This window comes from Nocardia abscessus, from assembly GCF_015477775.1.
Classification (GTDB): Bacteria; Actinomycetota; Actinomycetes; order Mycobacteriales; family Mycobacteriaceae; genus Nocardia; species Nocardia abscessus_A.
This window is the reverse complement of the sequence record NZ_JADLQO010000006.1, coordinates 241,922-266,509: the sequence shown is the minus strand read 5'-3', so window position 1 is coordinate 266,509 and position 24,588 is coordinate 241,922. Positions and strand designations below refer to the sequence as shown.

Below are 24,588 nucleotides of genomic sequence, written 5' to 3'. Positions count from 1 at the left end.
CCGGACACACGCTAAAGTGTCTGTCAGGAAGAGTATTAATTCGAACGGGGCCGCCACCAAACCCCAGGCCGCCCCGCTGTGACGCGAGGGGGTCAGCCATGGGCCGTGGCCGGGCTAAGGCAAAGCAGACCAAGGTCGCACGCGAGCTCAAGTACAGCTCGCCGTCGACCGACTTCGCGAGCCTTCAGCGCGAGCTTTCGGGAAGCCCCAACTCCCAGCGGAGTGGTGGTGTGCTGTCCGATGAGCACGACGCGGACGACTCCTTGTCCCGCTGGGACGAGGACGACTACGACGACTGGCGCCGCTGACTCGGATCACGTCTGAAGGGGGAGGCCGACGGGCCTCCCCCTTCGATCGTTGTCGCGGGTTGACGTCACAGGCGCCGAAAAGGCTTGCAACACACCAGAGTCCCGCATCGAATGAGGATGCGGGACTCTGACGTGTCTTCGCCGCGGTCAGAACCGCGGATGGTCACCGACCAGCACGGCGCGCACGGCGTCGGCGTCCTTGGCCTTCTTGACCGTGCCCAGCGTCCAGCACTCGATGTGCCGCGCGGTCAGCACCGCCAGCGCCCGGTCCACGTCCTCCGGAGCGACGACGGCGACCATGCCGACGCCCATGTTGAACGTCTTCTCCATCTCGGCCCGCTCCACTCGACCGCGCTGGGCGATCATCTTGAACACCGGCGCCGGGTTCCAGGTGCCGCGATCCAGCTCGGCCACCATGCCCGCGGGCAACACCCGGGCCAGGTTGGCGGCCAGGCCACCACCGGTGACGTGGGCGAAGGTGCGCACGTCGGTCTCGGCGATCAGCGCAAGGCAGTCCTTGGCGTAGATGCGGGTCGGCTCGAGCAGTTCCTCGCCCAGGGTGCGGCCGAATTCCTCGACGTGGCCGGTGAGCGACATGCGGTCGATGTCGAGCAGCACCTTGCGGGCCAGGCTGTAGCCGTTGGAGTGCAGACCGGAGGACCCCATGGCGATCACCACGTCGCCGGGACGGACCCGGTCGGGCCCGAGCACCGCGTCGGCCTCGACCACGCCGACGCCGGTCGCGGACAGGTCGTAGTCGTCGGGGTCCATCAATCCGGGATGCTCGGCGGTCTCGCCGCCGAGCAGCGCGCAACCGGCGCGCACGCAGCCCTCCGCGATACCGGAGACCAGTTCGGCGACCTTCTCCGGGACGACCTTGCCGATGGCGATGTAGTCCTGCAGGAACAACGGCTCGGCGCCGCAGACCACGAGATCGTCCACCACCATGGCGACCAGGTCGAGCCCGACGGTGTCGTGCTTGTCCATCGCCTGCGCCACCGCGATCTTGGTGCCGACGCCGTCGGTGGAGGCCGCCAGCAGCGGTTCCCGGTAGCCGCCCTTCAACGCGAACAGCCCGGCGAAACCGCCGAGGCCGCCCTGGACCTCGGGCCGGGTCGCCTTCTTCGCCAATGGCCCGAACAACTCGACTGCGCGGTCACCTGCCTCGATGTCCACGCCTGCCGCGGCGTACGAGGCACCACCACTGGGGGTCTGTTCAGTCATCTTCGGGGAAAGCTCCAAACCGAATCGGCGGATAGATGCCTGCTCACGCTACCGGAGCCGGATAACGACCCCGCACCGGTGTTGGCTCGCCCTCTTGACAATAGGGCAGCGCGAGCCGTACAGGGGGACCATCAGTCCTTCTCGTTCCCGTCGAACAACCCGGCCGTCCGGGCCCGGCGGTGGCGTTGCCGCACCGGGTCGGGCACCGGCACCGCCGCGACCAGGCGCCGCGTGTACTCCTCCCGCGGCGCGCGCAGGATGCGATCACGATCACCCTGTTCCACCACCGCACCGTCGCGCAACACCATGATGCGGTCGGCGAGCTGGTCGACCACCGCCAGGTCGTGGCTGATGAACAGGCACGCCCAGCCGCACTCGCGCTGTAGCTGACCGAACAGCTCCAGCACCGCCGCCTGTACCGAGACGTCCAGCGCGCTGGTCGGCTCGTCGGCGACCAGCAGGTCCGGGTCGAGCACCAGGGCGCGAGCCAGGCTGGCGCGCTGACGCTGCCCGCCGGACAGCTCGTGCGGGTACCGGCGTTCGGCGCCCGCGGGCAAACGCACGTCGTCGAGCAGCCGGCGCACTCTGGCGCGGATCTGCGCGGAACTTCCGGCCTTGTGCACGATGAGCGGTTCGGCCACGCACTCGCCCACGGTGAGCCGGGGGTTCAGCGAACTGGCCGGGTCCTGGAAGACGAAGCCGAAGCGCCGCCGGATCGGCCGCAGCTTGCGCGGGGACAGCCCCGCGATGTCCTGGCCACGCACCCGTACGACCCCCGAGGTCGGCCGTTGCAGCGCCGCGACGCAGCGGCCGATGGTGGACTTGCCCGATCCGGACTCGCCGACCAGACCGAGGGTCTCGCCGCGCCCGATGCGCAGGCTCACTTCGTCCACCGCACGCAACCGCGGCCGGCCGAACGGGCCGGGGAATTCGACCACCAGGTCGCAGACCTCCAGCACCGGATCGCCCTCGGTGCCTGCGCTGTCGGACGGGCCGTGCTCGAGCTGCTCGGTGCCCAGATGCGGCACCGCGGCCAGCAGTGCACGGGTGTAGTCCGCGGTGGGCCGCGCGAACAGTTCGTCCACCGGCGCCTGCTCGACCACCGCGCCTTCGCGCATCACCACCACGCGGTCGGCGATATCGGCGACCACGCCCATGTTGTGGGTGATCAGCACGATCGCGCTGCCGGTGCGGTCGCGCAGGTCCCGCAGCAGGGCGAGGATCTCGGCCTGCACGGTGACGTCCAGCGCCGTGGTCGGCTCGTCGGCGATGATCACCTTCGGCTCGCAGGCGATGGCGATGGCGATCACCACGCGTTGTTTCTGCCCGCCGGAGAGCTGGTGCGGGTAGTAGTCCACCCGATGCTCCGGATCGGGCAGCCCGACCAGCCGCAACAGTTCCACCGCGCGGGCCTTCGTGGCCTTCTTGCTCAGGTTCGTGTGTGCCCGCAGCGCCTCGCCGATCTGGAAGCCGACGGTGAACAGCGGGTCGAGCGCCAGGCCGGGTTCCTGGAACACCATCGAGATCGCGCCGCCGCGCAGTGCGGTGAGCTGCTTCTCGCTCATCGCGGTGACCTGCTCGGCACCCAGGGTGACCAGGCCGCGCACCGTCGCGGTCTGCGGCAGCAATCCCATCGCCGTGCGGGAACTCACCGACTTGCCCGAGCCGGATTCCCCGACGATGGCCAGCACCTCCCCGGGATAGACCTCGTAGGAGACGTCGGTGACCGCGTGCACGGGCCCGCCGTCGGTGGCGAATGTGACCGACAGCGATTCGATGGACAGGGCGGGGCGAGGACGATCTGTCGCGGTCGGCTCAAACATCGGTGGTGTCCTTCCGGTCGGTGTCCACGGCGTCCCGCCCTCCCGGAACGACTTCGGTGACGGCGGCCGCCGGGACCGCCACCGCCGCCGCACGGCGAGTGCGCAGGATCGGGTTGAGCACTTCGTTGAGGCTCTCGCCGACCAGGGTCATGCCGAGCACCACGAGCACGATGGCGACGCCGGGGAAGACGCCGGTCCACCAGATGCCGTTGGAGACGTCCGACAGCGCTTTGTTCAGGTCGAAACCCCACTCCGCGGCCTGGGTCGGTTCGATGCCGAAACCGAGGAACCCGAGGCCGGCCAGGGTGAGGATGGCCTCCGACCCGTTGAGCGTGACGATCACCGGTAGCGACTGGGTGACGTTGGCCAGGATGTGCCGGAACAGGATCCGCGTGGTGGACGCGCCGGTCACGCGGGCGGCGTCCACGTACGGCTCCTGCTTCACCGCCACGGTCGCGTTGCGCACCACCCGGAAGTACTGCGGCACGAACACCGCCGTGATGGCCACCGCCGCGGACAGCACACCGCCCAGGCTGGTCGAGCGCCCGCCCGCGACCACGATGGACACCACGATCGCCAGCAGCAGCGTCGGGAACGCGTACATCGCGTCCATGAACAGCACGAGCATTCGGTCCGGCCATCGACCGAGATAGCCGGACAGCAGCCCGAGCGGCACCCCGATCAACAGCGAGAGCACAAGCGAGATCGCGATCACCCACAGCGCGGTCCGCGCACCGTAGATCACCCGGGAGAACACGTCTTCCCCCCGCACCGAGGTGCCGAACCAGTGCTCAGCCGACGGCGCCTGATGCCGGACGAAATCGACTCCGTCGGCGGCGCTCTGGGCGAATCCGTACGGCGCGATGAGCGGGGCGAAGACGGCGGCGACGACGAAGACGCCGACCAGTCCGAGCCCGAGGATCAGCGTCGCGCGCTGCAAACCCGCGGTCATGGCGAACAGCCGAAGGCCCGGCACACCCCGGCGCGCGACAGGTGGCGTGACCAGCGGTTCGTTCAGCAGTTCCGGAGCGGTCATCAGAACCTCACCCTCGGATCGATCAGCGCCACCAGCACGTCCACCACGAAGCTCAGCACCGCCACGATGAGCGCGATGAACGCGACGATGCCCTGCACGGCGATGAAGTCGCGAGCCGAAAGGTACTGCGCGAACTGGTAGCCGAGGCCCTTCCACTCGAAGGTGGTCTCGGTGAGCACCGAGGCGCCGAGCATCATGGCGATCTGCATGCCCATCACCGTGACGATCGGGATCATCGCGTTGCGGAAGGCATGCCGCCCGGTCACCACGCGCCGGGACAGGCCGCGCGCCCGTGCCGCGTCCACGTAGTCGGCGCGGAGGGTCTGGATCAGGTTGATCCGCACCAGCCGCAGGAAGATGCCCGCGGTGAGCAGGCCGAGCGCGATGGCCGGAAGCACCGCGTGTTTCAGCACGTCGAGCAGATATCCGGTGTCGCCGTAGAGAATCGCGTCGATCACCATGATGTTCGTCTTCGGCGAGACGTGCTGCAATCGCAGTTCCACATTGGTGCTCGCCCGACCCGCGACCGGCAGCCAGCCCAGTTGCACGGCGAAAACCAGCTTCAACAGCAATCCGACGAAGAACACCGGCGCGGCGTAGAACAGGATGGCCAGCAGCCGCAACGTGGTGTCGGCGGCCGAATCCCGGTGGGTCGCGGCGTATCTGCCCAGCGGGACGCCGATCGCGAACGCGACGACCAACGCCCAGCACACCAGCTCCAGCGAAGCCGCGCCGTAGGTGAGCACCACCTCGCTGATCTCGCGGTTGTCCTGCGAGCGCCCGAGGTCTCCGCGCAGCAGTCCGGAGAGGTAGTCCCAGTACTGGGCCAGGATCGGCCGGTTGAGCCCGGCCGCCTCCTTTCGCGCCTCGATCTGTTCCTGGGTCATGCGCCCGCCCATGGCCGCGCTGATCGGGTCGCCGACCACACGCATCAGGAAGAACACGACCGTCACCAGGATCAACGCGGTCACCGGTATCAGCAGCAGGCGAACGCCCAGGTAGCGCAGCAGCGCCCGGTAACGCGAATCGTCGCCGCCCTTGCCCCGTCGCGGCAGCCCGAACCGCCGGGCCGGGACCGGCGTGCGCACGTTCCCCTGCGCAGTGGTCGTCCCGGCACCGGCTGCGTCGCCGGAACTCACTTGCTCAGCACCGTATAGCGGAACTTGAACGACGAATCCAGCGTCTGCTGCACGCCTTGCACGCCCGTGGCAGCGACCGCGATCTGCTTGCCGGACAGCAGCGGGACGATCGGCAGGAAGTTCTGCGCGAGGTCACGCTGCACCTGACCGATCTGGGCGAGCCGCTTGTCCTTGTCCGGCTGCGTCGCCTGGGCGATCAACTGCGCGGAGATGCCGGAGTCCTCGAAATGCGACTGCAGGAAGTTGTTCGGACCGAAGAACGGCGAGAGGTAGTTGTCCGGGTCCGGGAAGTCCGGGAACCAGCCGAACTGGTAGACCGGGTACGCGTCGCGCGCTCGTTCCCGCTGGTAGGTCACCCATTCGGTGGATTGCAGGTCGACTCGGAACAAACCCGTGGCCTCCAGCTGCGACTTGATCGCCGCGTACTCCTCGGAGCTGCTGGAACCGTAGTGATCGGGGTTGTACTGGAGTTTCAGCTCGACCGGCGTCGTCACCCCGGCGTCGGCGAGGAACTTCGCCGCCTGATCCTTGTTCGGCTGGGCTCCGTAGATGTCCTTGAACGGCTCCGCCGCGCCCGGCATGCCCTGCGGCACGGACGAATACGCGGGCAGATACGTCTTCTTGTAGACGCTGTCGGCCAGCGCGGCCCGATCGACGGTGGACGCGACCGCCTTGCGCACGGCCAGTTTCTGTTCCGGTGTGCCGCCCGGCATGGTGTTCAGGTTGAACACGATGTAACGCAGTTCGCCACCGGGCCCCTCGTGCACGGCGACTCTGCCGTCGTGGCGCAGCGATTCGATGTCGGTGGGCGTGAACGACCGGTACCCGACATCGAGCGACCCGTTCTGCAGGTCCAGCTTCATATTGTCGGTGGTGGCGTAGTACTTCGTCGACACCGTCTTGGTCTTCGGGGTGCCGAGGATGCCGTTGTAGTCGGCGAACGCCTGGTACTCGACCAGCTTGTTCTTGTCGTAAGCGGCGATGGTGTACGGACCGGAGTAGCCCTTGGCCCGCACCACGTCCTCGTCCGGCATCACCTTGTCCGGCGCGTAGACCTTCTCGTCGACGATCGGACCCGCCTGGGTGGGCAGGATCGCGGGGAAGGTCTGGTCGTCGGCCACCTTCAACGTGAACGCGACGGTGCGCGCGTCCACCACATCGGTCTTCTGCAGGTTGCCCAGCAGCGACGCGGGCCCGTTCGGGTCGTTGATCCGCAGCATCCGGTCGAAGGAGAACTTCACGCTGGTTGCGGTGAGCGGGTTGCCGTTGGCGAACTTCAGGCCGTCCTTCAACGTGCAGGTGTACACCGTCGGCGCGGTGAACTCGCACTTCTGCGCCGCGTCCGGCCGAGGCGTCGGGTCGCCGGGCGCGAAGTTGAGCAGGTATTGGTAGATCTGCGTCTCGGCGACCAGCGACCCGTTGTCGTAAGCGGCCGCTGGATCGAGCGAGAAGATCTTGTCGGTGGTGCCCGCCACCAGTCCGGCGCCGTCACCTCCCTCCCCGGTTCGTCCGGAACCGCAGCCCGCCAGCACCGACGCCGCCAGCGCCAGTAAGCCGACGGTGGCGATGGTTCGCGTCCCGGCACGTCGGCCAACCCTCGAATTCCTCATCACGGCCCCACTTCTCGAGCGCCGCACCGCGTTCTCCTGGCCCGGTGCGGACACGGGTGAACTTCCGATCTGATCGGCACCGTACCTACGAAGCATTTTCGGCACGTTACGTTTCCGAAGAAATTCCGCGGCGTCGTCAGCAGGTGTTATGCGCAACGCCTCCGACGCCGGGAAAACCGGTCATACGTCCAGAATTGGCGGTTGTGATGGCTCGAGCACGCCAGATCACGGTGCGCGACACCGGATGGCGGCATTCGCAAAAGGGTTACGGACGGCTCAGCGCGCTCGCATTCGCGTTCTTACCCAACAGCTCTGCTTCGGACTGGCCGGTGAGCATGCCCTCGAGCACGTTCTTCCCGATGGCGGCCTCGGTGGGCAGCGGGATCGGATAGTTGCCGTCGAAGCACGCGGCGCACAGCCGCGAGCGCGGCTGCTCGGTCGCGGCGATCATGCCGTCCAAGGAGATGTAGCCGAGCGTGTCGGCGCCGATCGAACGGCGCACGCCCTCGACCATGTCGGCGACGTCGCCTTCGGTCCCCGCGCCGTTGGCGATCAGCTCCGCCCGCGAGGCGAAGTCGATGCCGTAGAAGCACGGCCACTTCACCGGCGGCGAGGCGATCCGCACGTGGATCTCCAACGCGCCCGCCTCGCGCAGCATCCGGATCAGCGCGCGCTGGGTGTTGCCGCGCACGATCGAGTCGTCCACGACGATCAGGCGCTTGCCCCGGATGACCTCGCGCAGCGGATTGAGCTTGAGCCGGATGCCCAGCTGCCGGATGGTCTGGCTCGGCTGGATGAACGTGCGCCCGACGTAGGCGTTCTTCATCAGGCCCTGGCCGTAGGGCACCCCCGAACCCTGCGCGTAGCCGACGGCGGCGGGCGTGCCGGACTCGGGCACCGGGATCACCAAGTCGGCCTCGACCGGATGCTCCTTCGCCAGGCGACGGCCGATCTCCACCCGGGTGGCGTGCACCGACCGCCCGGCGATGGTGCTGTCCGGCCGGGCCAGGTACACGTACTCGAAGACACAACCCTTGGGCTCGGGGTTGGCGAAGCGCATCGAGCGCACGCCGTCGGCGTCGATCGCCAGCAGTTCGCCGGGCTCGATCTCACGGACGAACGCCGCGCCGACGATGTCCAGCGCTGCGGTCTCGCTGGCAACGACCCAGCCACGCTCCAGCCTGCCCAGGCACAGCGGGCGCACCCCGTGCGGGTCGCGCGCGGCGTAGAGGGTGTGCTCGTCCATGAAGGTCAGGCAGAACGCGCCCTTCAAAGTGGGCAGCAGCTGCATCGCGGCCTGCTCGATGCTGGAATCGGCGGCGGCGTGCGCGAGCAGCGCGGTGACGACGTCGGAGTCGGAGGTGGCCGCGGCGGGCTGCGGGCGTCCGCCGCGAACGGAGGCGAGCAAGCCGAGTTCGCGTGCGCGGCCTGCCAATTCGGCGGTATTGACCAGATTGCCGTTGTGCCCCAGGGCAAGTCCGGAACCGACGGCGGTGGTGCGGAAGATGGGCTGGGCGTTCTCCCAGGTCACCCCACCCGTCGTGGAGTAACGACAGTGACCGACGGCGATGTGACCCGGCATGGCCGCCAGCGTCTGCTCGTCGAACACCTGGCTGACCAGACCCAGATCCTTGAAGACGAGGATTTGCGATCCGTCCGACACCGCGATGCCCGCCGCCTCCTGCCCGCGGTGTTGCAAGGCATAGAGCCCGTAATACGTGAGCTTCGCCACTTCTTCACTCGGCGCCCAGACTCCGAACACTCCGCACTCCTCGCGCGGCTCGTTCTCATCGACGTCCGGGGCGGGACAAGAGGGGGCGGAAATGCTGTCGACCGGCAGTTCGGCGTTGGTCACCGTTTGCTCCCTGTTCGGGCGGGCTGGGGGCAGAATTCATTCTACGGGTGGACGGCGGCGCACTCGCACGCCGCCGCATCCGGGCAGCAATCCAGGGTGACCGAACCGGACTATTTCCGGCGCCCGCAACTGTTACGGTGCGCACCGTGACGACTACGGACGACGCGAGCAAGACCGAGCCGGGAGCGGGCGCGGGGCGCAGGCCATGGTCGCGGATGGTGCTCTTTCCGCTGGCGGTGCTGAGCCTGCTCACCGCGCTGCTGGGCATCATGTACCTCGACTATGTCGTCGATCCGGAGAAGAACCTGCACGATTTCCCGATCGCCCTGGTCAACCAGGACGTCGGCGACACCATCGGCAGCGGGGACAGCAAGCAGCAGGTCAATTTCGGCAATCAGATCACCGAAGCGCTGGCCTCGGGAGTGCCATCGGACAAGGTCGACCTGCGCGTGCTCGGTATCAGTGAGTCCGAGCGCCAGATGCAGTCCGGACAGGTCTACGGCGCGATCGTCATCCCGGGTGATTTCAGCAAGCGGCTCGGCAATCTGGGTGTGGGCAGTGTCATACCGGGCGATATCCAGCGGCCGACCATCACGCTGCAGACCAACCCGCGCACCGGCGCGTTCGGCACCCAGATCGTGCTCCGAGTCGGCGACGAGGCGCTGACCGAGGTGAACAAGCAGGTCGGCAAGCAGTTGCTCGACCAGGTGAACGCGCAGCTCGCCCCGCGCCCCGGCGGCCCGCCCGCGCCCGAGCTGACCGGCGCGACCAAGGTCGCGCTGGCATCGCCGATCGAGGTGGTCGAGCAGCAGTACCACCCACTGCCGCACGGTAGCGGCCAAGGCCTGACCGCGTTCTTCTACGCCCTGCTGCTGCTGTTGGCCGGTGTGGTCGGCGCTATGGTCATCCACACGATGATCGATGCGCAGCTCGGCTTCGTGCCCACCGAATACGGGCCGTGGTACGTGCACTATCCGCCCACGCCGATCTCGCGGTTCAAGACGCTGCTGATCAAGTGGGGCGTGTTCGTGCTGGCGGCGAACATCGTCGCCGTGGTGTTCCTGGTCGTCGGCAAGCTGCTGGACATGCCGATCGGCAATCCGCTCGCGCTGTACCTCTACAGTGCGCTCGCGCTGACCGCTGTGGGCGTGACCGGGCTGTCCATGCTGGCGGCCATCGGCTCGGCGGGCCTGCTGGTGAACCTGATCCTGTTCGTCATCCTGGGTTTGCCGTCCTCCGGCGGCACCGTGCCGATCGAGGCGACGCCGCGGTATTTCGGTTGGCTGGCCTCCTTCGAACCGATGCACCAGGTGTTCCTCGGTGTGCGGGCGATCCTGTACTTCGACGCGAAGTTCGAGGCGGGACTCACCCGAGGCGTGTGGATGGCGGTGCTCGGGCTCGCGATCGGGCTGGTCTTCGGCGCGGCGGTCACCCGCTTCTACGACCGCAAGGGCCTCGAGCGCCGCAACATCGTCCAGGTGTGAGTCGTCCGCCCGCCGGAACGGCGGGGCACCAGGTTGCGCGCGAGGTCAGTCGGTCGTCGCCCGGGCGATCGGTAGCCAATGGGCGATCTCGGCCGCGCGGGTGCCGGAGGCGCTGACCGCGCCGGAGGCGAGGGCGGCGTCGAACTCGAGCAGGCCGGTGGCCAGCAGCAGCCAGGTGCGGGCGTCGGTCTCGACGACGTTGGGCGGGGTTCCCCTGGTGTGCCGCGGACCTTCGATGCACTGCACCGCGACGAACGGGGGCACCCGGACCTCGACCGAATGCCCGGGCGCGGAGGCTGCCAACGACCGCGCCGTCGTCCGCACCGCCGCCGCGAGCTCGGGACGCGCAGGGGCATCGACCGACTCGTCACGCAACCACTCGCTCACCACCGCCACCGCCGCCCGCATCTGCGCCGGGTCGACCGTCCCTCGTCCTGCCACGGTCCCGACCCTACTTCCCCACTCGTTCCGCTCAGCCCGGCTGCCCGGCGCCTCACCTCCTTCGAAAAGGTGCGGAGAACCGGGCAACTGGGAGAGGTGGACCGAGGTCATACCTTCGGTGTGGCGCGCATGCCGACGTAGCAGCACTCGGTGCCGTCGGCGAGGGTGGCGAAGACGACCGGCATGTAGTCCTCGCTGAAGGACGGGCCCGCGCCGGAGGCGGCGAACACGGTGGGACCGACCGGGGTCAGGTCCATGCTCAGTGCGGGTGACATGCCTGCCATTCCGTCGACGAACTCGTAGAGCATGTGGCCGGTGCCGTCGTCCCGCTTGGTGACGGTGATGACCACGCCCGCGCGCCGGTAGGTGCCGACGAACGGAGCGATGTCCACCGCGACCGGCGGGTCGGCCGGGCCGAACGCGTCCGGCACCCGAACGTCCGCCAATTCGGCGAGCAGTTCCCCGAACAGCGCCGAGCAGAGCGGACGCGCGCCGCCGCCGTTGGTGAGCAGCGCCACCGCGACTCCCGCTCCGGGCACCGCCCGCAGGTACGCGTACTGACCGATGGCCGCGCCGTCGTGGCCGAATCCCTTGACGCCGTCCCAGTCGTAGAGGGTCCATCCCAGACCCCAGCCGTCGGCGCTGACCGTCCATTTGTCCGGGACGTCGACCTCGCGCCGCTGCATCGCGGCGACCGATGCGGCCGACAGCACCTCGGAGCCGTCCGCGGCCCGCCCGCCGTCGAGATGCATGCGGGCGAAGCGGACCATGTCGCCCGCCGACGTGATCACCCGGGCCGCCGGAGCGACACTGCGCGGCATCACATCCCACTCCGGCGCGGGGTCCGGATCGACGCCCGCCGCCCCGAGGTGGCTCATCGCGACCCGGAATTTCAGCGCCTGCTCGGGCAGTGTCACGAGCCGGTCGAGTCCGAGCGGAACGGCGAGCATGTCGTGCACCGCTTGGTCCCAGGTCTTCCCGGTGAGCACTTCCACGACCCGACCGAGCACCACGTAGCCGAGGCTGCCGTAGGACATCGCCGTGCCGGGCGCGCAATCCAGCGCCACGTCCCGTGCCGCCTCGACGTATGCGGCGAGGCAGTCGTCGCCGCGGCCGGTGTCGTGGTTGAAATCGTTTGTGACACCGCCGGTGTGGCTGAGCAGCTGCCTGATGGTGATCGTCGCCGTCGCCCGCTCGTCAGGGGTGGCGAACTCCGGCAGGACGTCCGCCACCGGAGCGTCGAGGTCGAGCTCGCCCGCGTCGACGAGCCGCATGATCAGCGTCGCGGTGTACACCTTGGCGATCGAGCCGCAGAGGAACACCGAGTCGGTGGTGACCGGCACTCCCGTCCCCCGGTGCAGGACGCCGCCGGCGATCTCGTAGACCTGTCCGTCCACCAGCACGGCCAGCGCCGCACCCGGCACATGGTGCTCGGCGAGCAGCCTGTCCAACCTCGCCTGCCAGCGCGCGACGGAGAACCGGCGTCCGGCCGAATCCGTGCTGCCCCAATCTCCGCGCACCTGCCACGCGCCCGTCTCGTCCCAGTTCATCGTGTTCGTCATCGCTTCGCTCCCATCATTGTGCGCACAGTGTGCGCTCCATGCGCACACTGTACCCATATAGGAACGGTGTGCGCAACCGTCTGAGTGTGCCTTGGATCCGAGCGAGCGCGTCCGCCTCGACGAGGCCCGAACGAACGCGAGGCAAGCGGGCTATCCGTGCGTGACCATCGGCGTCGTCACCGGCTGCGCCGGAACGACACTCAGCCGCCGCTCGTGCATCGCCTAGCCCTTGACCTGCGCAAAGAGCGGCCGGGGTGGTGCAACCGAGCGACCTGGTGGCGGTGACTCGGAGGTCTCGCCCCTCCGGATCTGGTCACACCTCTGTGGTGCGCACGCGGGATCACGTACCGGGTTGCGCCTCAACGTGTTCGGGGTGTGAAACTGCCGATGTCCGGCTCGAGCCAGCAGTGGAGTTCGAGTTTCTTCCCACCCATTCCGAACACCGTGGTGCCGTCCACAGCCGGTCTGCGCCATCGTTCAGCAAGCACCGGGTCAGGCACGGACCATTCTGCGGCGAGGTAAGTCGTCAGCGTAGGGGCCGAGTTCGATCAGCGCCGGTGGTCGACTGTCGCTCTCAGGCCGTGGCACGTGCTCCGGAAAGCCGGGCTGTGGAACTATGCACAGCTGTCCCCAGTGCACCGCGCGCTCCGGTATTCGCGCACGGAAACCTCGAAACGGCGGGCGAGGCGTGGCGCGATCGCTCCACCGGCGTTCATGGCCAGGTGCAGGAGCGCGGAAGCGGCCACGCCCCCGGTGCGGCGGCGCAACCCACCGAACACCAGGCCGCCGGCCGTGGTCACCGCAACTGTGGCGGAAACACTGTCGCCAACGGCCCGCGCGGGTGCGATATGCCAGATGCCGAAGGTCACCGCGCCGAGCAATACCCCCGCTCGCGTGCCGAAAATCTTGTCCAGCAGCGGATCCAGCGTGCCACGGAAGACGAGTTCCTCGCTGTAGACGGTTCCGACGGGGATGTGCACCGCGATCCATTCCGCCGTCGACACCTCGGGCCCTCGGTCGGCGAGTTCGGCCAGTTGCCACCGCAGCGACGGAACGGCAAGGGCCACTCCGTATCCGGCCGCGACGACCGAGGCCGCGAGCAGCCCGCAGCGCACGCCGCGCACCGAGCATCGGACCGGCTCGTCGCGCAGCGCGAGCGCGTACGCGGTGGCGAAACCGGCGTTGGCGGCGGTCCGCCCGCGCACGCCGAGACCGAGCCGGGGCAACGCCGCATTGCTCCAGATCAGCGGAAGCGCAACGGCCGCAATCGTTCTCGCGGTGCCGCCTGGGCTCACTTGGTCGTCCGCTCGTAATCCTCCGCGGTCTCCACTTCCAGGCGGATCCGTTCGGAGCGCTCCGCGGTCCAGTCCGGTGGCGCCGCGATGGCCGCCCAGCCGTCCAGCACCAGGCTGCCGTAGCGGTGCCCGTGCCCGTCGGTGACGGCTTGCGCGTTGGTCAGGTCGGCGGCCACCTGCCAGAAAGTGACGAACGGCCACCAGCGCATCTGGGAGGAGACGTCCGAGCCGCGCGACTCGGACAGCCAATCCGGTTGGGAGAAGACCAGATCCGGCGACCACCAGACGATCGGGTCGGACGCGTGCTGCAGATAGGCGATGCGCGGCGGCCGCCACTCCGTCGAGGGTCGCGCCAGGTCGGCGCTGTCGGAGGCGAACCGGACCACCAGCCCGTCCGCGTACAGCGGCTCGACCTCACGCGAACCCGGATCGCGGCGCGCGACGAACTGCTGCCACAGCCGGTTGGAGTTGGGCGGGCCGACCCACAGCGCGCCGTCGACCTTGGCCCGCAGGTCGGCGAGACCGTCGAACGCCGCCTCGGACCCCTGCGAGCCGAGGCTCTCCCCGTACACGAGCAGCTTGGGTCGCGCCTGCGGCGGGCGCGCGGTCCAATGCTCGTGCACCGCGTCGAACAGGTCCCTGCCCGCCGCGGCGGCCTTGTTGCGGTCGGCCAGGAACGACAGCACGCTCGGCAGATAGGAGTACTGCGTGGCGACGATCGCGGTGTCGCCGTCGTACATGTACTCGATCGCGCTCGCGGCCAGCGAGTTCACCCATCCGGTCCCGGTGGTGGTGACCACGACGATGGCCTTGCGGTCGAACGCTCCCGTGCGCTCCAGCTCCGACACCGCCAGCTCGGCCGGTTCCTCGTCGCCCTCGACCGATTCCAAGCCGACGTAGGCCCGGATGGGCTCCTTGGCCGGGCGGCCGGTGACCGCGGTGATCCGGCTCGCCGTGGGGCCGTGCGAGACGAACCAGCGCCCCTCGAACCCGAGGGTCTCCCATTTCGCCATCGACGTGGGGCTGCCGGAGCGCTCCGGTTGCTGCGGCTGGACCGCGTTCACCGAGGTGTGGTCGTTGCGCACGCTGAAGGCCGAATTGGCCACGGCGAAGAACGCCCGCGTGGCGACGCCGTTGAAGATCGTCACCGCCAGCACCACCAGCACCAGGAACCCGGCGGCCGGCGCCAGCTCGCGCGGCACGCGCACCCATCGGTTGAGCAGGCGGGCCAGGAACAGGATGATCTCCCGCACCGTCCGGTACACCGCGACCGCCGCGGCGCCGACCGCCAGGCTGAGCAGACCGGTGCGCAGATAGGCGGGCGTGGTGGTGCCCTCCATGCCCATCAACGCCGTGATCTCCCGCTGCCAGCGCGCCGACTGCACCAGCATCAGCGCGGCGCTCAGCGCGGCCGTGAACAGCACGGCGGACTTGACCACGTAACGCACCCAGGTGGGCGGGGAAGCGATCTTCAGCCGCGGCCGCACCCAGAGCCGGAACAGCCACTCCAGCAGGCAGCCGACGCCGTACCCGAGCGCGGCGTTGATCCCGCTGATCAACCCCTGGAACAGCCAGTCGCGCGGCAGCAGTGACGGCGTCACCGACAGGGCGAAGAACACTGTCGCGACCACCAAGCCGACGTAGTTGAGGTCGATGACGTCCTCGGCGCGCCGGATCACCGCGACCGCGCGCGTGCGCAGCCGCCGCATGGCTCCGGCGGACTTCAGCATCCGATCAGTATGGCGGTCGCCTCCGACGATCCGGCGCGTCGCCCGGCGTGACGCGGGCGCGGTCGACGCGGATCACACCGCAGGCGCCGACGGTCCGGTAATCGAACGCCCGTCGCGAATGGCAACTACCCATTCCGCTCGAGTAGTTGTACCGGGGTGCTCGGGCCGCGCCGCCCGGAAACTTCTTGTCCATGAGCACATCGACCACGCGCCCGAAGGCCACCGGCGCTTACGTCGCGCAGGCCGCGATCGCCTTCGGCATCAGCTTCGTCGGAGTGGGCATCGGGATCTGCGCACTTCCGCTGGACATCTGGCAGCGCGGGTTCCTCGGGATGTCCGTGCTCTTCCTGGTCACGAGCACGTTCACGCTCGCGAAGGTGGTTCGCGACCAGCACGAGGCGGCGACCATCCACGGTCGCATCGACCAGGCGCGGATGGACAAGTTGCTCGCCGAGCACGATCCGTTCAATTCCGTCGCCTGATCACGCTCACCTGGGCGGGCCCGGCAACGAGGGGTCCAGGCCCGCCCAGGTGGGCGTTCGTCTCAGACGGCGCCGAACAGCCTCGGCAGCGTGCCCTCGTGCGCTGCGCGCAACTCGTCCATCGGGATCGAGAACTGGCCCTGCACCTCGACCGAATCCGAGCCCTGGTCGACCACGCCGATGCGCACCCACGGCAGTTCGCGGGCGGTGCACATGCGGGTGAACCTGGTCTCCTCCGAGCGCGGAACGGCGACCAGCACCCGGCCCGCCGACTCGGAGAACAGCGTGACGAACGGGTCGGCGTCCTCGGGAAGCAGGATGCGGCAACCGGTCTCACCGGCGAGCACCGCTTCGACGACGGCCTGCGCGAGACCGCCTTCGGAGAGGTCGTGCGCGGCGCTGATCATGCCGTCGCGCGAACCGGCGGTCAGCACCTCGGCGAGCAACTGCTCGCGGGCGAAGTCGACCTTCGGCGGGACGCCGCCGAGATGGTCGTGCGCCACCTGGGACCAGATCGAACCGCCGAACTCGTCGCGGGTCTCGCCGAGCAGGATCAGTGTCTCGCCCGGTTCCAGGCCGATTCCGGTCGGGATGCGGCGGTGCACGTCGTCGATCACGCCGAGCACGCCGACCACCGGGGTGGGCAGGATCGCGGTCTGGCCGGTCTGGTTGTAGAAGCTGACGTTGCCGCCGGTGACCGGGATACCCAGCGCCACGCAGCCGTCCGCCAGTCCACGCACCGCCTGCTGGAACTGCCACATCACACCGGGATCCTCCGGCGAACCGAAGTTCAGGCAGTTGGTGACCGCCTTCGGCGTCGCGCCGGTGGTGGCCACATTGCGGAAGGCCTCGGCCAGCGCCAGTTGCGCACCGGCGTAGGGGTCCAGCTTGGTGTAGCGGCCGGACGCGTCGGTGGCCAGCGCGATGCCGCGGCCGGTCGCCTCATCGATCCGGATGACGCCGGCGTCGGCCTGGTCGGCGAGCACGGTGTTGCCGCGCACGTAGCGGTCGTACTGCTCGGTGATCCACTTGCGGCTGCACAGTTGCGGGCTGGAGATCATCTGCAGCAGCGTGGCGCGCAGCTCGTCCGCGGTCTTCGGCCGGGTCAGCCGGTCCGGGGTGTCCGCGATCAGCGCGTCCTGCTCGTCGGGGCGCGCGACCGGGCGCTCGTAGACCGGGCCCTCGTGCGCGACGGTGCGCGGCGGCACGTCCACCACGGTGTCGCCGTGCCAGGTGACCACCAGCCGGTCACCGTCGGTGACCTCGCCGATCACCGTGGCCAGCACGTCCCACCTGCGGCACACGGCCATGAAGGCGTCCACGTTCTCGGGGGTGACCACCGCGCACATGCGCTCCTGCGACTCGCTGGAGAGCACCTCCGCGGGGGTCATGTTGGCCGCGCGCAGCGGCACCTTGTCCAGCTCGATGTGCATGCCGCCGTCGCCGGCCGCCGCGAGTTCGGAAGTGGCGCAGGACAATCCGGCGCCGCCGAGGTCCTGGATGCCCACCACCAGCTTCGCCGCGTACAGCTCGAGACAGCACTCGATGAGCACCTTCTCGGTGAACGGGTCGCCGACCTGCACCGAGGGCAGCTTCTTGCGGCCCGCGCCGGACTCGTCACCGGAGAAGGTGTCCGAGGCGAGCACCGAGACGCCGCCGATGCCGTCGAGACCGGTGCGCGCGCCGAACAGCACGATCTTGTTGCCGGTGCCGGAGGCGAAGGCCAGATGCAGGTCCTCCACCCGCATCACGCCGGCGCACAGCGCGTTCACCAGCGGGTTGCCCTGGTAGGAGGCGTCGAACACGGTCTCGCCGCCGACGTTCGGCAGGCCGAGCGAGTTGCCGTACCCGCCGACGCCGCGCACCACGCCGTCCACCACGCGACGGGTGTCGGCCGCGTCGGCCGCGCCGAAGCGCAACTGGTCCATCACCGCGATCGGGCGCGCGCCCATCGCCATGATGTCGCGCACGATGCCGCCGACACCGGTGGCCGCGCCCTGGTACGGCTCGACGTAGGAGGGGTGGTTGTGGCTTTCGACCTTGAAGGTGACCGCCCAGCCGTCGCCGACGTCCACGACGCCCGCGTTCTCGCCGATGCCCGCCAGCATGGACTCGCGCATCTCGTCGGTGGTGGTCTGGCCGAAGTAGCGCAGGTGCACCTTCGAGGACTTGTAGGAGCAGTGCTCGCTCCACATCACCGAGTACATCGCCAGCTCGGCATCGGTCGGCCTGCGCCCGAGGATCTCCTTGATGCGGGCGTACTCGTCGTCTTTGAGGCCGAGTTCTTTATAGGGTTGCGGAACGTCGGGGTTTGCTGCGGCTGCGCTGACGGTGTCGACCTGCGGAGTCACGGAGTACCAGGGTCCTTTCGGCCGGGCATTGTGAAGCGACGAGCGTTGTCACTGGGTGGCGGCGAGAAGCCTGGTGCAAGTCTAGAGGCAGTGGGTACGGGCCCCACGCACCGGCTACTCTGAGCCGGTGAACGAAGGATCGGGAGCCGCGAATCCGGGTGGGAGATCGATCACCACGGATACCGCGTCGGCCCGGATGGGGGAGCCGGGAACCGCGCCCGGTCCCGCGGCGCCGAACCCGCGGGCGCCGCAAGTGCGCTGGCTGATTGCTGCGATCGCGTTGTTCGCGGTGTCGGCACTCGTTTCGCTGCTGGCGCACTGGTGGCACGGCTACATCGATCTGCAGGTCTATCGCAACGGCGCCCGAGTGTGGTTGAACGGCGGCGATCTGTACGGTCCGATGCCACCGGTCGAGGGAATCGGGCTGCCGTTCACCTATCCGCCGTTGGCCGCGTTGTTCTTCGCGCCGCTGGCGTTGCTGCCGCTGCCGCTCGCCGAGGTGCTGGTGGTCGTCACCTCCGTGGCGAGCCTGGGCATCTCGCTGTGGCTGGTGCTGGCGCGCCTGCGTCCCGAACTGTCCCGCACTGCCGTGCTCCCCCTGGTCATCGGCGCTGTCGCGGTGGCGCAGTTCTTCGAACCGATCCGCCAGACCTTCGGCTTCGGCCAGATCAATCTGGTGCTGATGGCCGCGATCACCCTGGACTGCCTGGTGCGCAAGCCGTTCTGGCCGCGCGGCATGCTGATCGGCATCGCCGTCTCGGTGAAGCTGATTCCGGCCGGATACCTGCTGTACTTCGTGCTGCGCAAGGACTGGAAGGCCGCGGGCACGCTGGTGGTCTCCGCGATCGCGGCGGTGGGGCTCGGATTCCTGCTGTTCCCCGCTGATTCCGTGGACTATTGGTTCCACACGCTTGCCGACACCGGCCGCATCGGACCGCCGTACTTCGCGGGCAACCAGTCCATCAAGGGCATGACATTCCGCTTGGGCGTCGACGACACGGTGGCGACGCTGCTGTGGATCACGCTGTCGGTGCTGGCCGTGGCGCTGGCCGCGGTGTGGATGCGCAGGCTGATCGACGCGGGAGCGACCGTGGCGGCGCTGCTGGTGAACGCCGCGGCGGTGCTGCTGGTCTCGCCGGTGTCCTGGTCGCATCACTGGGTGTGGATCGCGCCCGTGCTGGTGGTGACCGCCGACCTGATGGTGCGCGGCGCGCGCAGCCCGCGCGTGATCGGCGCGGTCGCGGCGGGCTGCGTGCTGTTCCTGATCGGCCCGCACTGGCTGCTGCCGCACTCACGCGACCGCGAGCTGGACTGGGCCTGGTGGCAGCAGATCATCGGAAGCAGTTACGTGCTGGTCACTCTCGCCGTGTTCGTCGTGGCGGTGGTCACCTACCGCCCGGTGGGCTCGGGTGTGAGGAAGGCCGCCAGCGCCGCCGCGTAGGCCGGAACGTCGAGCGCGCCCATCAACTCGCGCGCCGAATGCATCGCCAGCTGCGGCGCGCCCACGTCGACGGTCGGCATGCCGGTGCGCGCCGCGGTCATCGGCCCGATCGTGGAGCCGCAGGGCAGGTCGGCGCGATGCACGTAGCGCTGCAACGCGACTCCGGCCTGCGCGCAGGCCAGCGCGAATGCCCCCGCGCCGGTGGCGTCGGTCGCGTAGCGCAGATTCTGGTTGACCTTCAGCACCGGTCCGCCGTTCACCTCGATCCGGTGCGCGGGCTCGTGCCGCTCCGGATAGTTCGGGTGCGTGGCGTGCGCCATGTCACCGGACGCGCACACCGAACCGGCCAGTGCGGCAAGGTAATCGGCTCGGCCGCCGCCGCGCGCGAGCACGATGCGTTCCAGCACCGCGGGCAGCAGATCCGACTGCGCGCCACGATCGGACTGACTGCCGACCTCCTCGTGGTCGAACATGGCCAGCACCGGGGTGGCCGCGCCGGGCTCGTCGAGCGCGGCGAGGAACGCCTGCAGGCCCGCGTAGCAGGTTCCTTGGTTGTCCAGGCGCGGCGCGCTGACCAGATCCTGGTCGCGCCCGATCAGCCTGCTCGGCGTCAGGTCGTGGGTCATCAGCTCCCAGCCGAGCACGTCGCCGGGATCGACCTCGGCCCGATCGGCCACGAAATCGACGAACGCGCCCGCCTCGTACCCCACACCCCAGACCGCGTTGACGTGCCGCTGCGGATCCAGGGTGACGCCCCTGCGGTCCTCGGACAGGTGGATGGCCAGCTGCGGCACCCGCAGGATCGGCTCATCTATGCGAACCACGTGCTCGCGCACCGCGTTTCCGTCGCGCACGCTCAGGCGCCCGGAGATGCCGAGTTCTCGGTCCAGCCAGGAGTTCAGCCACGCGCCGCCGTATGGCTCCAAGCCGACCAACTGCCACCCCGCCGATGTCAGGTCCGGGTGCTGCTTCACCCGCAAGTTGGGGCTGTCGGTGTGCGCTCCGACGACGCGGAACGGAGTCGCGCTCGCGGTCTCCCCGGTGGCCCAGGCGACCAGCGATCCCCCGCGGATCACGTAGTGCCTGCCCGCGCCGCCCGCGGGCCAGGGCTCCGGCTCGGCGAGCCGGGTGAATCCGCGCGCGTCCAGTTCCGCGGCGACCGTGCGGCAGACGTGAAACGGTGACGGAGACGCATCGATGAACGCGCACAGCCCGGCGGCGGTGGCTGCGGTGGTGGAGACGGGCATGACTGCGATCCTAGGCAAGCCGGCCGCGACCGCCCTGTCGCGGTCGGGTAGCCACGCGTGGCGAATATCGGCCGGGACGGTGTGGCCGATACCGTAATCGCCGAGAATCCACCCGCCGAGATCCGTGCGTGGCGCCCGCCGATTCCCGTCGGGACATAACGCCGAGAATGGTTTGCCGACCGATCACGAATCGGACGTTCGCGACATTCATCGGATGAATGTCCGGTACTTCGGAGTATTTACCCGGTACTTCGGAGTATTACTCCGAGGCGATGGAAACCAGGTCGAGCAATCGCATGAGTTCGGTATATCGGCGCGCTCCCATGCGTCCGCGCAACTCCTGCTCGGCGCGGGCCTCCTCCGCGCGCACCTCGGCGACCAGGTCCGCCCCGAGCCTGCTGAGCCCGATCAGGATGCGGCGCCGATCGTCCTGCGCCGCGAGCCGGAAGATCAGGCCGCGCTCGGCCAGATAGTCGGCGTGCCTGGTGGCCGAGGACGGCGCCAGCTGCGACCTGGCCGCCAGATCGGTCATCGTGATTCCCGCGTCGCCACACAGGTTCGACAGCATCGACCACTGGTCCGGCGAGAGTTGCCTGGCGCACAGCGCCGCGTCCAAGTGCCGCACCCAACCGCGCTCCGCGGCACGCAGCGCGCCATGCAGCGTCGAATTTCCGCTTACAATGGACGTCATTATTTCCCGCCTGCCGTCAATTCCACTCGACCGAGAAGAAGAGTACCGAATGTCGACGTCGATCGAGAGCCCCGACGACACGATCGAGGTCCTCAACATAGTTCCGCGGCAGGGTCCGGGCGGCATCGTCGCGCCGTCCTGCGATGCGGCGATAACGCTCGCGGTCGATGAAATCAACAGCGGTACCGGAATTCTGGGGCGGGAAATTCGTACCACGAATATCGACGGCGGACGTCCGCCGCAGGAAGTCGCCGCCGAAGTCTCCGCGCTGCTGTCCACCGGCATGGTGCACGCCATCACCGGGTGGCACACCTCCGCGGTCCGCCGGGCCGTGGCGCGCGCCTGCGCCGGCCGGGTGCCGTACCTGTACGCCACCAGCCACGAGGGCTTGACCGACGAACTGCCCGGCGTGCTGATGATCGGCGAGCATCCGGCAGGGCAGACCGTGCCCGCCGTGCACTGGCTCGAACGCGAGTACGGCGTGCGGCGCTGGGCCGTCATCGGCAACGACTACATCTGGCCGCGCCAATCCGCCAAGGCGATTCGCGCGAGCCTGTCCGATCCGGCCGCGATCGTGCTGGAACAGTTCGTCCCGCTGGGATGCGCGGATTTCTCCGGCTTCCTCACCCATCCGGCACTCGACCTGGTCGACGGAGTGGTGATCCTGATGGTCGGCGCCGACGTCGCGCGCTTCAACCGGCAGTACGCGGCCAGCGGCCGCGCGGCTAGCCAGCTGCGGGTCAGTCCGGCCGCCGACGAGAACGTGCTGCTGGCGGCGGGCCCGGACGCCAACCACGACTTCTTCGTGGCGTCCAGCTTCTTCCTCGACGGCCGCACCGCCGACGGACGCGACCGCCTGACCCGCTACCGCGCGCGGCACGGCGCGTTCGCCCCCGCCTTGACCAGCTTCAGCAATGCCACCTACGAAGCCGTCCACACGCTGGGCGCGCTCGCACGGACGGTCGGCTCACTGGGCGTGCCCGAGATCCTCGACGCCCTCGATCACGGCTCGGCCCTCGAAACACCTTCCGGCATCCGGGGTTTCCGAGGCAACCAGGCGATCCAGCACGGCTACCTCGCCCGCGCGCACGGCGTGGACTTCGACATCGTCGACCGCATCAGCTGAACCGACGCCGCCTACGTGACCGACTCGCGTTCGAGTTCGCGGCCGGCTGGAAGATCAGACGCCTACCAGCGTGTCCAGCACCGAGAGGAACAGGCCGAGCCCGTCGTCACTGGGGCCGGTCAGCGGCTCGGTGGCGTGTTCGGGGTGCGGCATCAAGCCGACGACGCGACCGTTGGCCGAGGCGATGCCCGCGATACGCCGCTGCGAGCCGTTCGGGTTGCCACTCGCGTAGCGGAAGACCACCCGGCCCTCGCCCTCCAGTTCGTCCAGCACGGCTTCCGACGCCTGGTAGCGCCCCTCACCGGACTTGAGCGGGATGAGGATCTGAGCGCCCGGCTCGAAGCGGGAGGTCCACGCCGTCGACACCGAATCCACGGTGAGCCACTCGTCCCGGCAGATGAAGTGCAGTCCCTCGTTGCGGGTCAGCGCGCCGGGCAGCAGCCCGGCTTCGCACAGCACTTGAAAGCCGTTGCAGATGCCCAGCACCGGCAGTCCGGCGCCCGCCGCGCGCACGACCTCGCCCATCACCGGGGCGAACCGGGCGATGGCCCCGGCACGCAGGTAGTCGCCGTAGGAGAAGCCGCCGGGCACGATCACCGCGTCGACGCTCTTCAGGTCGGCGTCGGCGTGCCACAGGGTGACCGCCTCCGCGCCTGCCAGGCGCACCGCCCTGGCCGCGTCCACGTCGTCGAGCGTGCCGGGAAACGTGATGACCCCGATCCGCGCGGTCATGAGACGCGAACCACCTTCCACTCCTCGATCACCGTGTTGCACAGCAGCGATTCGGCGATCCGCTCGAGCGCGGCGTCGTCGACGCTGTCGTCGACGTCGAGTTCGAATCGCTTGCCCTGCCGCACGTCCGAGACGCCCTCGAATCCCAGGCGCGGAAGCGCGCCGACGATGGCCTGCCCCTGCGGATCCAGGATCTCGGCCTTCGGCATCACCTCGACCACGACTCGTGCCACGCGTTGCTCCTCATGTGGTTGTGGGGTTACCTCAGCAGCGTAGTTGTGCTGGTCGGACGCGGCATCCGCGGGGTCGGCCAAGACATCCGCGTTGTCGCGGAGAACACACCGCGCGTGGCTAGCATGGCGGCATGCGCATAGCCCACTTCGGTCACTCCTGCCTCCTCGTCGAGTTGCACGGCAAGAAGATCCTGTTCGACCCGGGCACCTTCTCGCACGGCTTCGAGGGCCTCACCGGCCTGGACGCGATCGCGGTCACCCATCAGCATCCCGACCACATCGACCCGAACCGGATCGAGGCGCTCATCGACGCGAATCCCGGCGCACGGTTGCTGTCGGATCCACAGACCGCCCAGCAGCGCGGCGAGCCGTGGGAGGCGGTGCGCGCGGGCAACGTACTCACCCTCGGCGGTCTCCAGATCATCGGCGGCGGGGGCAGGCACGCCGTCATCCACCCGGAGATTCCCGTGATCGACAACACCGTCTTCCAGCTGGGCACCCCGGCCGACCCGGCTCAGCTGGTGCACCCCGGTGACTCGCTGTGGGTGCCGCCGGTCCCGGTCGGCGTGCTGGCCACTCCGGCCGCGGCTCCTTGGATGCGGATCAGTGAGGCGGTCGATTACCTGCGCGCGGTCGCCCCGCGGGTCGCGCTGCCGATCCATTTCGGCATCATCCAGCGCGAAGCGCAGGGCATCTATTTCGGACGCCTCAGCGAGATGGCCCCCGCCGGAACCGAATTCCGGGTGCTCCAGCCGGAGGACGCCACCGAACTGTAGGG

The 24,588-nt window shown here is 69.0% G+C and carries 21 protein-coding genes; 6 read left to right on the top strand and 15 right to left on the bottom strand.

The window, feature by feature from the left end; genetic code table 11:
* Positions 1 to 98 precede the first annotated feature (98 nt).
* Positions 99 to 308, top strand: coding sequence for a DUF3073 domain-containing protein (locus tag IU450_RS18395; RefSeq protein ID WP_043686525.1), 210 nt, complete (start codon positions 99 to 101; stop codon positions 306 to 308).
* A gap of 147 nt (positions 309 to 455) precedes the next feature.
* Here IU450_RS18395 and purM read toward each other — a convergent pair whose 3' ends face one another.
* The 6 genes from purM to purF all read right to left on the bottom strand — a co-directional run bounded on the left by purM (position 456) and on the right by purF (position 8,995).
* Positions 456 to 1,532 (bottom strand): phosphoribosylformylglycinamidine cyclo-ligase, encoded by a 1,077-nt coding sequence (purM, locus tag IU450_RS18390; RefSeq protein ID WP_195150965.1) that lies wholly within the window; start codon positions 1,530 to 1,532, stop codon positions 456 to 458.
* A 131-nt stretch (positions 1,533 to 1,663) separates the two neighbouring features.
* Positions 1,664 to 3,355, bottom strand: coding sequence for an ABC transporter ATP-binding protein (locus IU450_RS18385; RefSeq protein ID WP_195150964.1), 1,692 nt, complete (start codon positions 3,353 to 3,355; stop codon positions 1,664 to 1,666).
* Entirely contained in the window at positions 3,348 to 4,391 is a 1,044-nt protein-coding gene (locus IU450_RS18380; RefSeq protein WP_416382883.1) for an ABC transporter permease, read from the bottom strand. Before IU450_RS18380 ends, IU450_RS18385 begins: the two co-directional genes overlap by 8 nt.
* Positions 4,391 to 5,401, bottom strand: a complete 1,011-nt coding sequence (locus IU450_RS18375; RefSeq protein ID WP_228834796.1) for an ABC transporter permease — start codon at positions 5,399 to 5,401, stop codon at positions 4,391 to 4,393. Before IU450_RS18375 ends, IU450_RS18380 begins: the two co-directional genes overlap by 1 nt.
* Before the next feature lie 125 nt (positions 5,402 to 5,526).
* Positions 5,527 to 7,140: an ABC transporter substrate-binding protein gene (locus IU450_RS18370; protein WP_195150963.1), complete on the bottom strand. Its 1,614-nt coding sequence runs from the start codon at positions 7,138 to 7,140 to the stop codon at positions 5,527 to 5,529.
* A 265-nt stretch (positions 7,141 to 7,405) separates the two neighbouring features.
* Positions 7,406 to 8,995 (bottom strand): amidophosphoribosyltransferase, encoded by a 1,590-nt coding sequence (purF, locus tag IU450_RS18365; protein ID WP_195150962.1) that lies wholly within the window; start codon positions 8,993 to 8,995, stop codon positions 7,406 to 7,408.
* 215 nt (positions 8,996 to 9,210) lie between these two features.
* Here purF and IU450_RS18360 point away from each other — a divergent pair, with 215 nt between their 5' ends.
* A complete protein-coding gene (locus IU450_RS18360; RefSeq protein WP_195151089.1) occupies positions 9,211 to 10,479 on the top strand; it encodes a YhgE/Pip domain-containing protein in 1,269 nt (422 codons plus the stop codon).
* 45 nt (positions 10,480 to 10,524) lie between these two features.
* Here IU450_RS18360 and IU450_RS18355 read toward each other — a convergent pair whose 3' ends face one another.
* The 4 genes from IU450_RS18355 to IU450_RS18340 all read right to left on the bottom strand — a co-directional run bounded on the left by IU450_RS18355 (position 10,525) and on the right by IU450_RS18340 (position 15,507).
* Positions 10,525 to 10,920 carry a sterol carrier family protein gene (locus IU450_RS18355; RefSeq protein ID WP_408638804.1) on the bottom strand — a complete coding sequence of 132 codons (396 nt, stop codon included), beginning with the start codon at positions 10,918 to 10,920 and terminating at the stop codon, positions 10,525 to 10,527.
* 107 nt (positions 10,921 to 11,027) lie between these two features.
* Positions 11,028 to 12,482 (bottom strand): serine hydrolase domain-containing protein, encoded by a 1,455-nt coding sequence (locus IU450_RS18350; RefSeq protein WP_195150960.1) that lies wholly within the window; start codon positions 12,480 to 12,482, stop codon positions 11,028 to 11,030.
* A 614-nt stretch (positions 12,483 to 13,096) separates the two neighbouring features.
* On the bottom strand, positions 13,097 to 13,777 hold the full coding sequence (locus IU450_RS18345) for a CPBP family intramembrane glutamic endopeptidase (RefSeq protein WP_195150959.1): 681 nt from the start codon (positions 13,775 to 13,777) through the stop codon (positions 13,097 to 13,099).
* Entirely contained in the window at positions 13,774 to 15,507 is a 1,734-nt protein-coding gene (locus tag IU450_RS18340; RefSeq protein WP_195150958.1) for an alpha/beta hydrolase, read from the bottom strand. Before IU450_RS18340 ends, IU450_RS18345 begins: the two co-directional genes overlap by 4 nt.
* A gap of 191 nt (positions 15,508 to 15,698) precedes the next feature.
* On the opposite strand from IU450_RS18340, the gene IU450_RS18335 reads away from it, so the two are divergent.
* Positions 15,699 to 15,989 (top strand): YiaA/YiaB family inner membrane protein, encoded by a 291-nt coding sequence (locus tag IU450_RS18335; RefSeq protein ID WP_195150957.1) that lies wholly within the window; start codon positions 15,699 to 15,701, stop codon positions 15,987 to 15,989.
* Positions 15,990 to 16,051: 62 nt separating this feature from the next.
* On the opposite strand, the gene purL is transcribed toward IU450_RS18335, so the two are convergent.
* On the bottom strand, positions 16,052 to 18,340 hold the full coding sequence (purL, locus tag IU450_RS18330; protein ID WP_195150956.1) for a phosphoribosylformylglycinamidine synthase subunit PurL: 2,289 nt from the start codon (positions 18,338 to 18,340) through the stop codon (positions 16,052 to 16,054).
* A gap of 127 nt (positions 18,341 to 18,467) precedes the next feature.
* On the opposite strand from purL, the gene IU450_RS18325 reads away from it, so the two are divergent.
* Complete coding sequence (locus IU450_RS18325) at positions 18,468 to 19,781, top strand: glycosyltransferase 87 family protein (protein ID WP_324197722.1); 1,314 nt, start codon at positions 18,468 to 18,470, stop codon at positions 19,779 to 19,781.
* Here the strand turns inward: IU450_RS18325 and IU450_RS18320 are convergent.
* Together IU450_RS18320 and IU450_RS18315 are read right to left on the bottom strand one after the other, a co-directional pair.
* The gene (locus tag IU450_RS18320; RefSeq protein ID WP_195150955.1) at positions 19,730 to 21,028 is read right to left on the bottom strand and encodes a M18 family aminopeptidase; all 1,299 of its coding nucleotides are present in this window, start codon (positions 21,026 to 21,028) and stop codon (positions 19,730 to 19,732) included. The two genes, IU450_RS18325 and IU450_RS18320, sit on opposite strands and share 52 nt — an antisense overlap.
* Positions 21,029 to 21,287: 259 nt before the next feature.
* Entirely contained in the window at positions 21,288 to 21,719 is a 432-nt protein-coding gene (locus tag IU450_RS18315; RefSeq protein WP_195150954.1) for a MarR family winged helix-turn-helix transcriptional regulator, read from the bottom strand.
* 49 nt (positions 21,720 to 21,768) lie between these two features.
* Between IU450_RS18315 and IU450_RS18310 the strand changes: the two genes are divergently transcribed.
* Complete coding sequence (locus IU450_RS18310) at positions 21,769 to 22,845, top strand: substrate-binding domain-containing protein (protein WP_195150953.1); 1,077 nt, start codon at positions 21,769 to 21,771, stop codon at positions 22,843 to 22,845.
* Between the two features lie 54 nt (positions 22,846 to 22,899).
* On the opposite strand, the gene purQ is transcribed toward IU450_RS18310, so the two are convergent.
* On the bottom strand, positions 22,900 to 23,577 hold the full coding sequence (gene purQ, locus IU450_RS18305) for a phosphoribosylformylglycinamidine synthase subunit PurQ (protein ID WP_043686488.1): 678 nt from the start codon (positions 23,575 to 23,577) through the stop codon (positions 22,900 to 22,902).
* Positions 23,574 to 23,810: a phosphoribosylformylglycinamidine synthase subunit PurS gene (gene purS, locus IU450_RS18300; RefSeq protein ID WP_043686485.1), complete on the bottom strand. Its 237-nt coding sequence runs from the start codon at positions 23,808 to 23,810 to the stop codon at positions 23,574 to 23,576. Before purS ends, purQ begins: the two co-directional genes overlap by 4 nt.
* 131 nt (positions 23,811 to 23,941) lie before the next feature.
* On the opposite strand from purS, the gene IU450_RS18295 reads away from it, so the two are divergent.
* Entirely contained in the window at positions 23,942 to 24,586 is a 645-nt protein-coding gene (locus IU450_RS18295; RefSeq protein WP_195150952.1) for an MBL fold metallo-hydrolase, read from the top strand.
* Positions 24,587 to 24,588 lie beyond the last annotated feature (2 nt).

What these genes read in the sequence shown, in the direction of transcription:
- IU450_RS18360 (WP_195151089.1), top strand. Translation starts at nt 9,211, where the DNA reads ATGGTGCTCTTTCCGCTGGCGGTGCTGAGCCTGCTCACCGCGCTGCTG.
- IU450_RS18350 (WP_195150960.1), bottom strand. Translation starts at nt 12,482, where the DNA reads ATGACGAACACGATGAACTGGGACGAGACGGGCGCGTGGCAGGTGCGC.
- purM (WP_195150965.1), bottom strand. Translation starts at nt 1,532, where the DNA reads ATGACTGAACAGACCCCCAGTGGTGGTGCCTCGTACGCCGCGGCAGGC.
- IU450_RS18335 (WP_195150957.1), top strand. Translation starts at nt 15,699, where the DNA reads ATGAGCACATCGACCACGCGCCCGAAGGCCACCGGCGCTTACGTCGCG.
- IU450_RS18370 (WP_195150963.1), bottom strand. Translation starts at nt 7,140, where the DNA reads ATGAGGAATTCGAGGGTTGGCCGACGTGCCGGGACGCGAACCATCGCC.
- IU450_RS18395 (WP_043686525.1), top strand. Translation starts at nt 99, where the DNA reads ATGGGCCGTGGCCGGGCTAAGGCAAAGCAGACCAAGGTCGCACGCGAG.
- IU450_RS18380 (WP_416382883.1), bottom strand. Translation starts at nt 4,391, where the DNA reads ATGACCGCTCCGGAACTGCTGAACGAACCGCTGGTCACGCCACCTGTC.
- IU450_RS18310 (WP_195150953.1), top strand. Translation starts at nt 21,769, where the DNA reads ATGTCGACGTCGATCGAGAGCCCCGACGACACGATCGAGGTCCTCAAC.
- IU450_RS18385 (WP_195150964.1), bottom strand. Translation starts at nt 3,355, where the DNA reads ATGTTTGAGCCGACCGCGACAGATCGTCCTCGCCCCGCCCTGTCCATC.
- IU450_RS18295 (WP_195150952.1), top strand. Translation starts at nt 23,942, where the DNA reads ATGCGCATAGCCCACTTCGGTCACTCCTGCCTCCTCGTCGAGTTGCAC.
- IU450_RS18340 (WP_195150958.1), bottom strand. Translation starts at nt 15,507, where the DNA reads ATGCTGAAGTCCGCCGGAGCCATGCGGCGGCTGCGCACGCGCGCGGTC.
- IU450_RS18315 (WP_195150954.1), bottom strand. Translation starts at nt 21,719, where the DNA reads ATGACGTCCATTGTAAGCGGAAATTCGACGCTGCATGGCGCGCTGCGT.
- IU450_RS18320 (WP_195150955.1), bottom strand. Translation starts at nt 21,028, where the DNA reads ATGCCCGTCTCCACCACCGCAGCCACCGCCGCCGGGCTGTGCGCGTTC.
- purQ (WP_043686488.1), bottom strand. Translation starts at nt 23,577, where the DNA reads ATGACCGCGCGGATCGGGGTCATCACGTTTCCCGGCACGCTCGACGAC.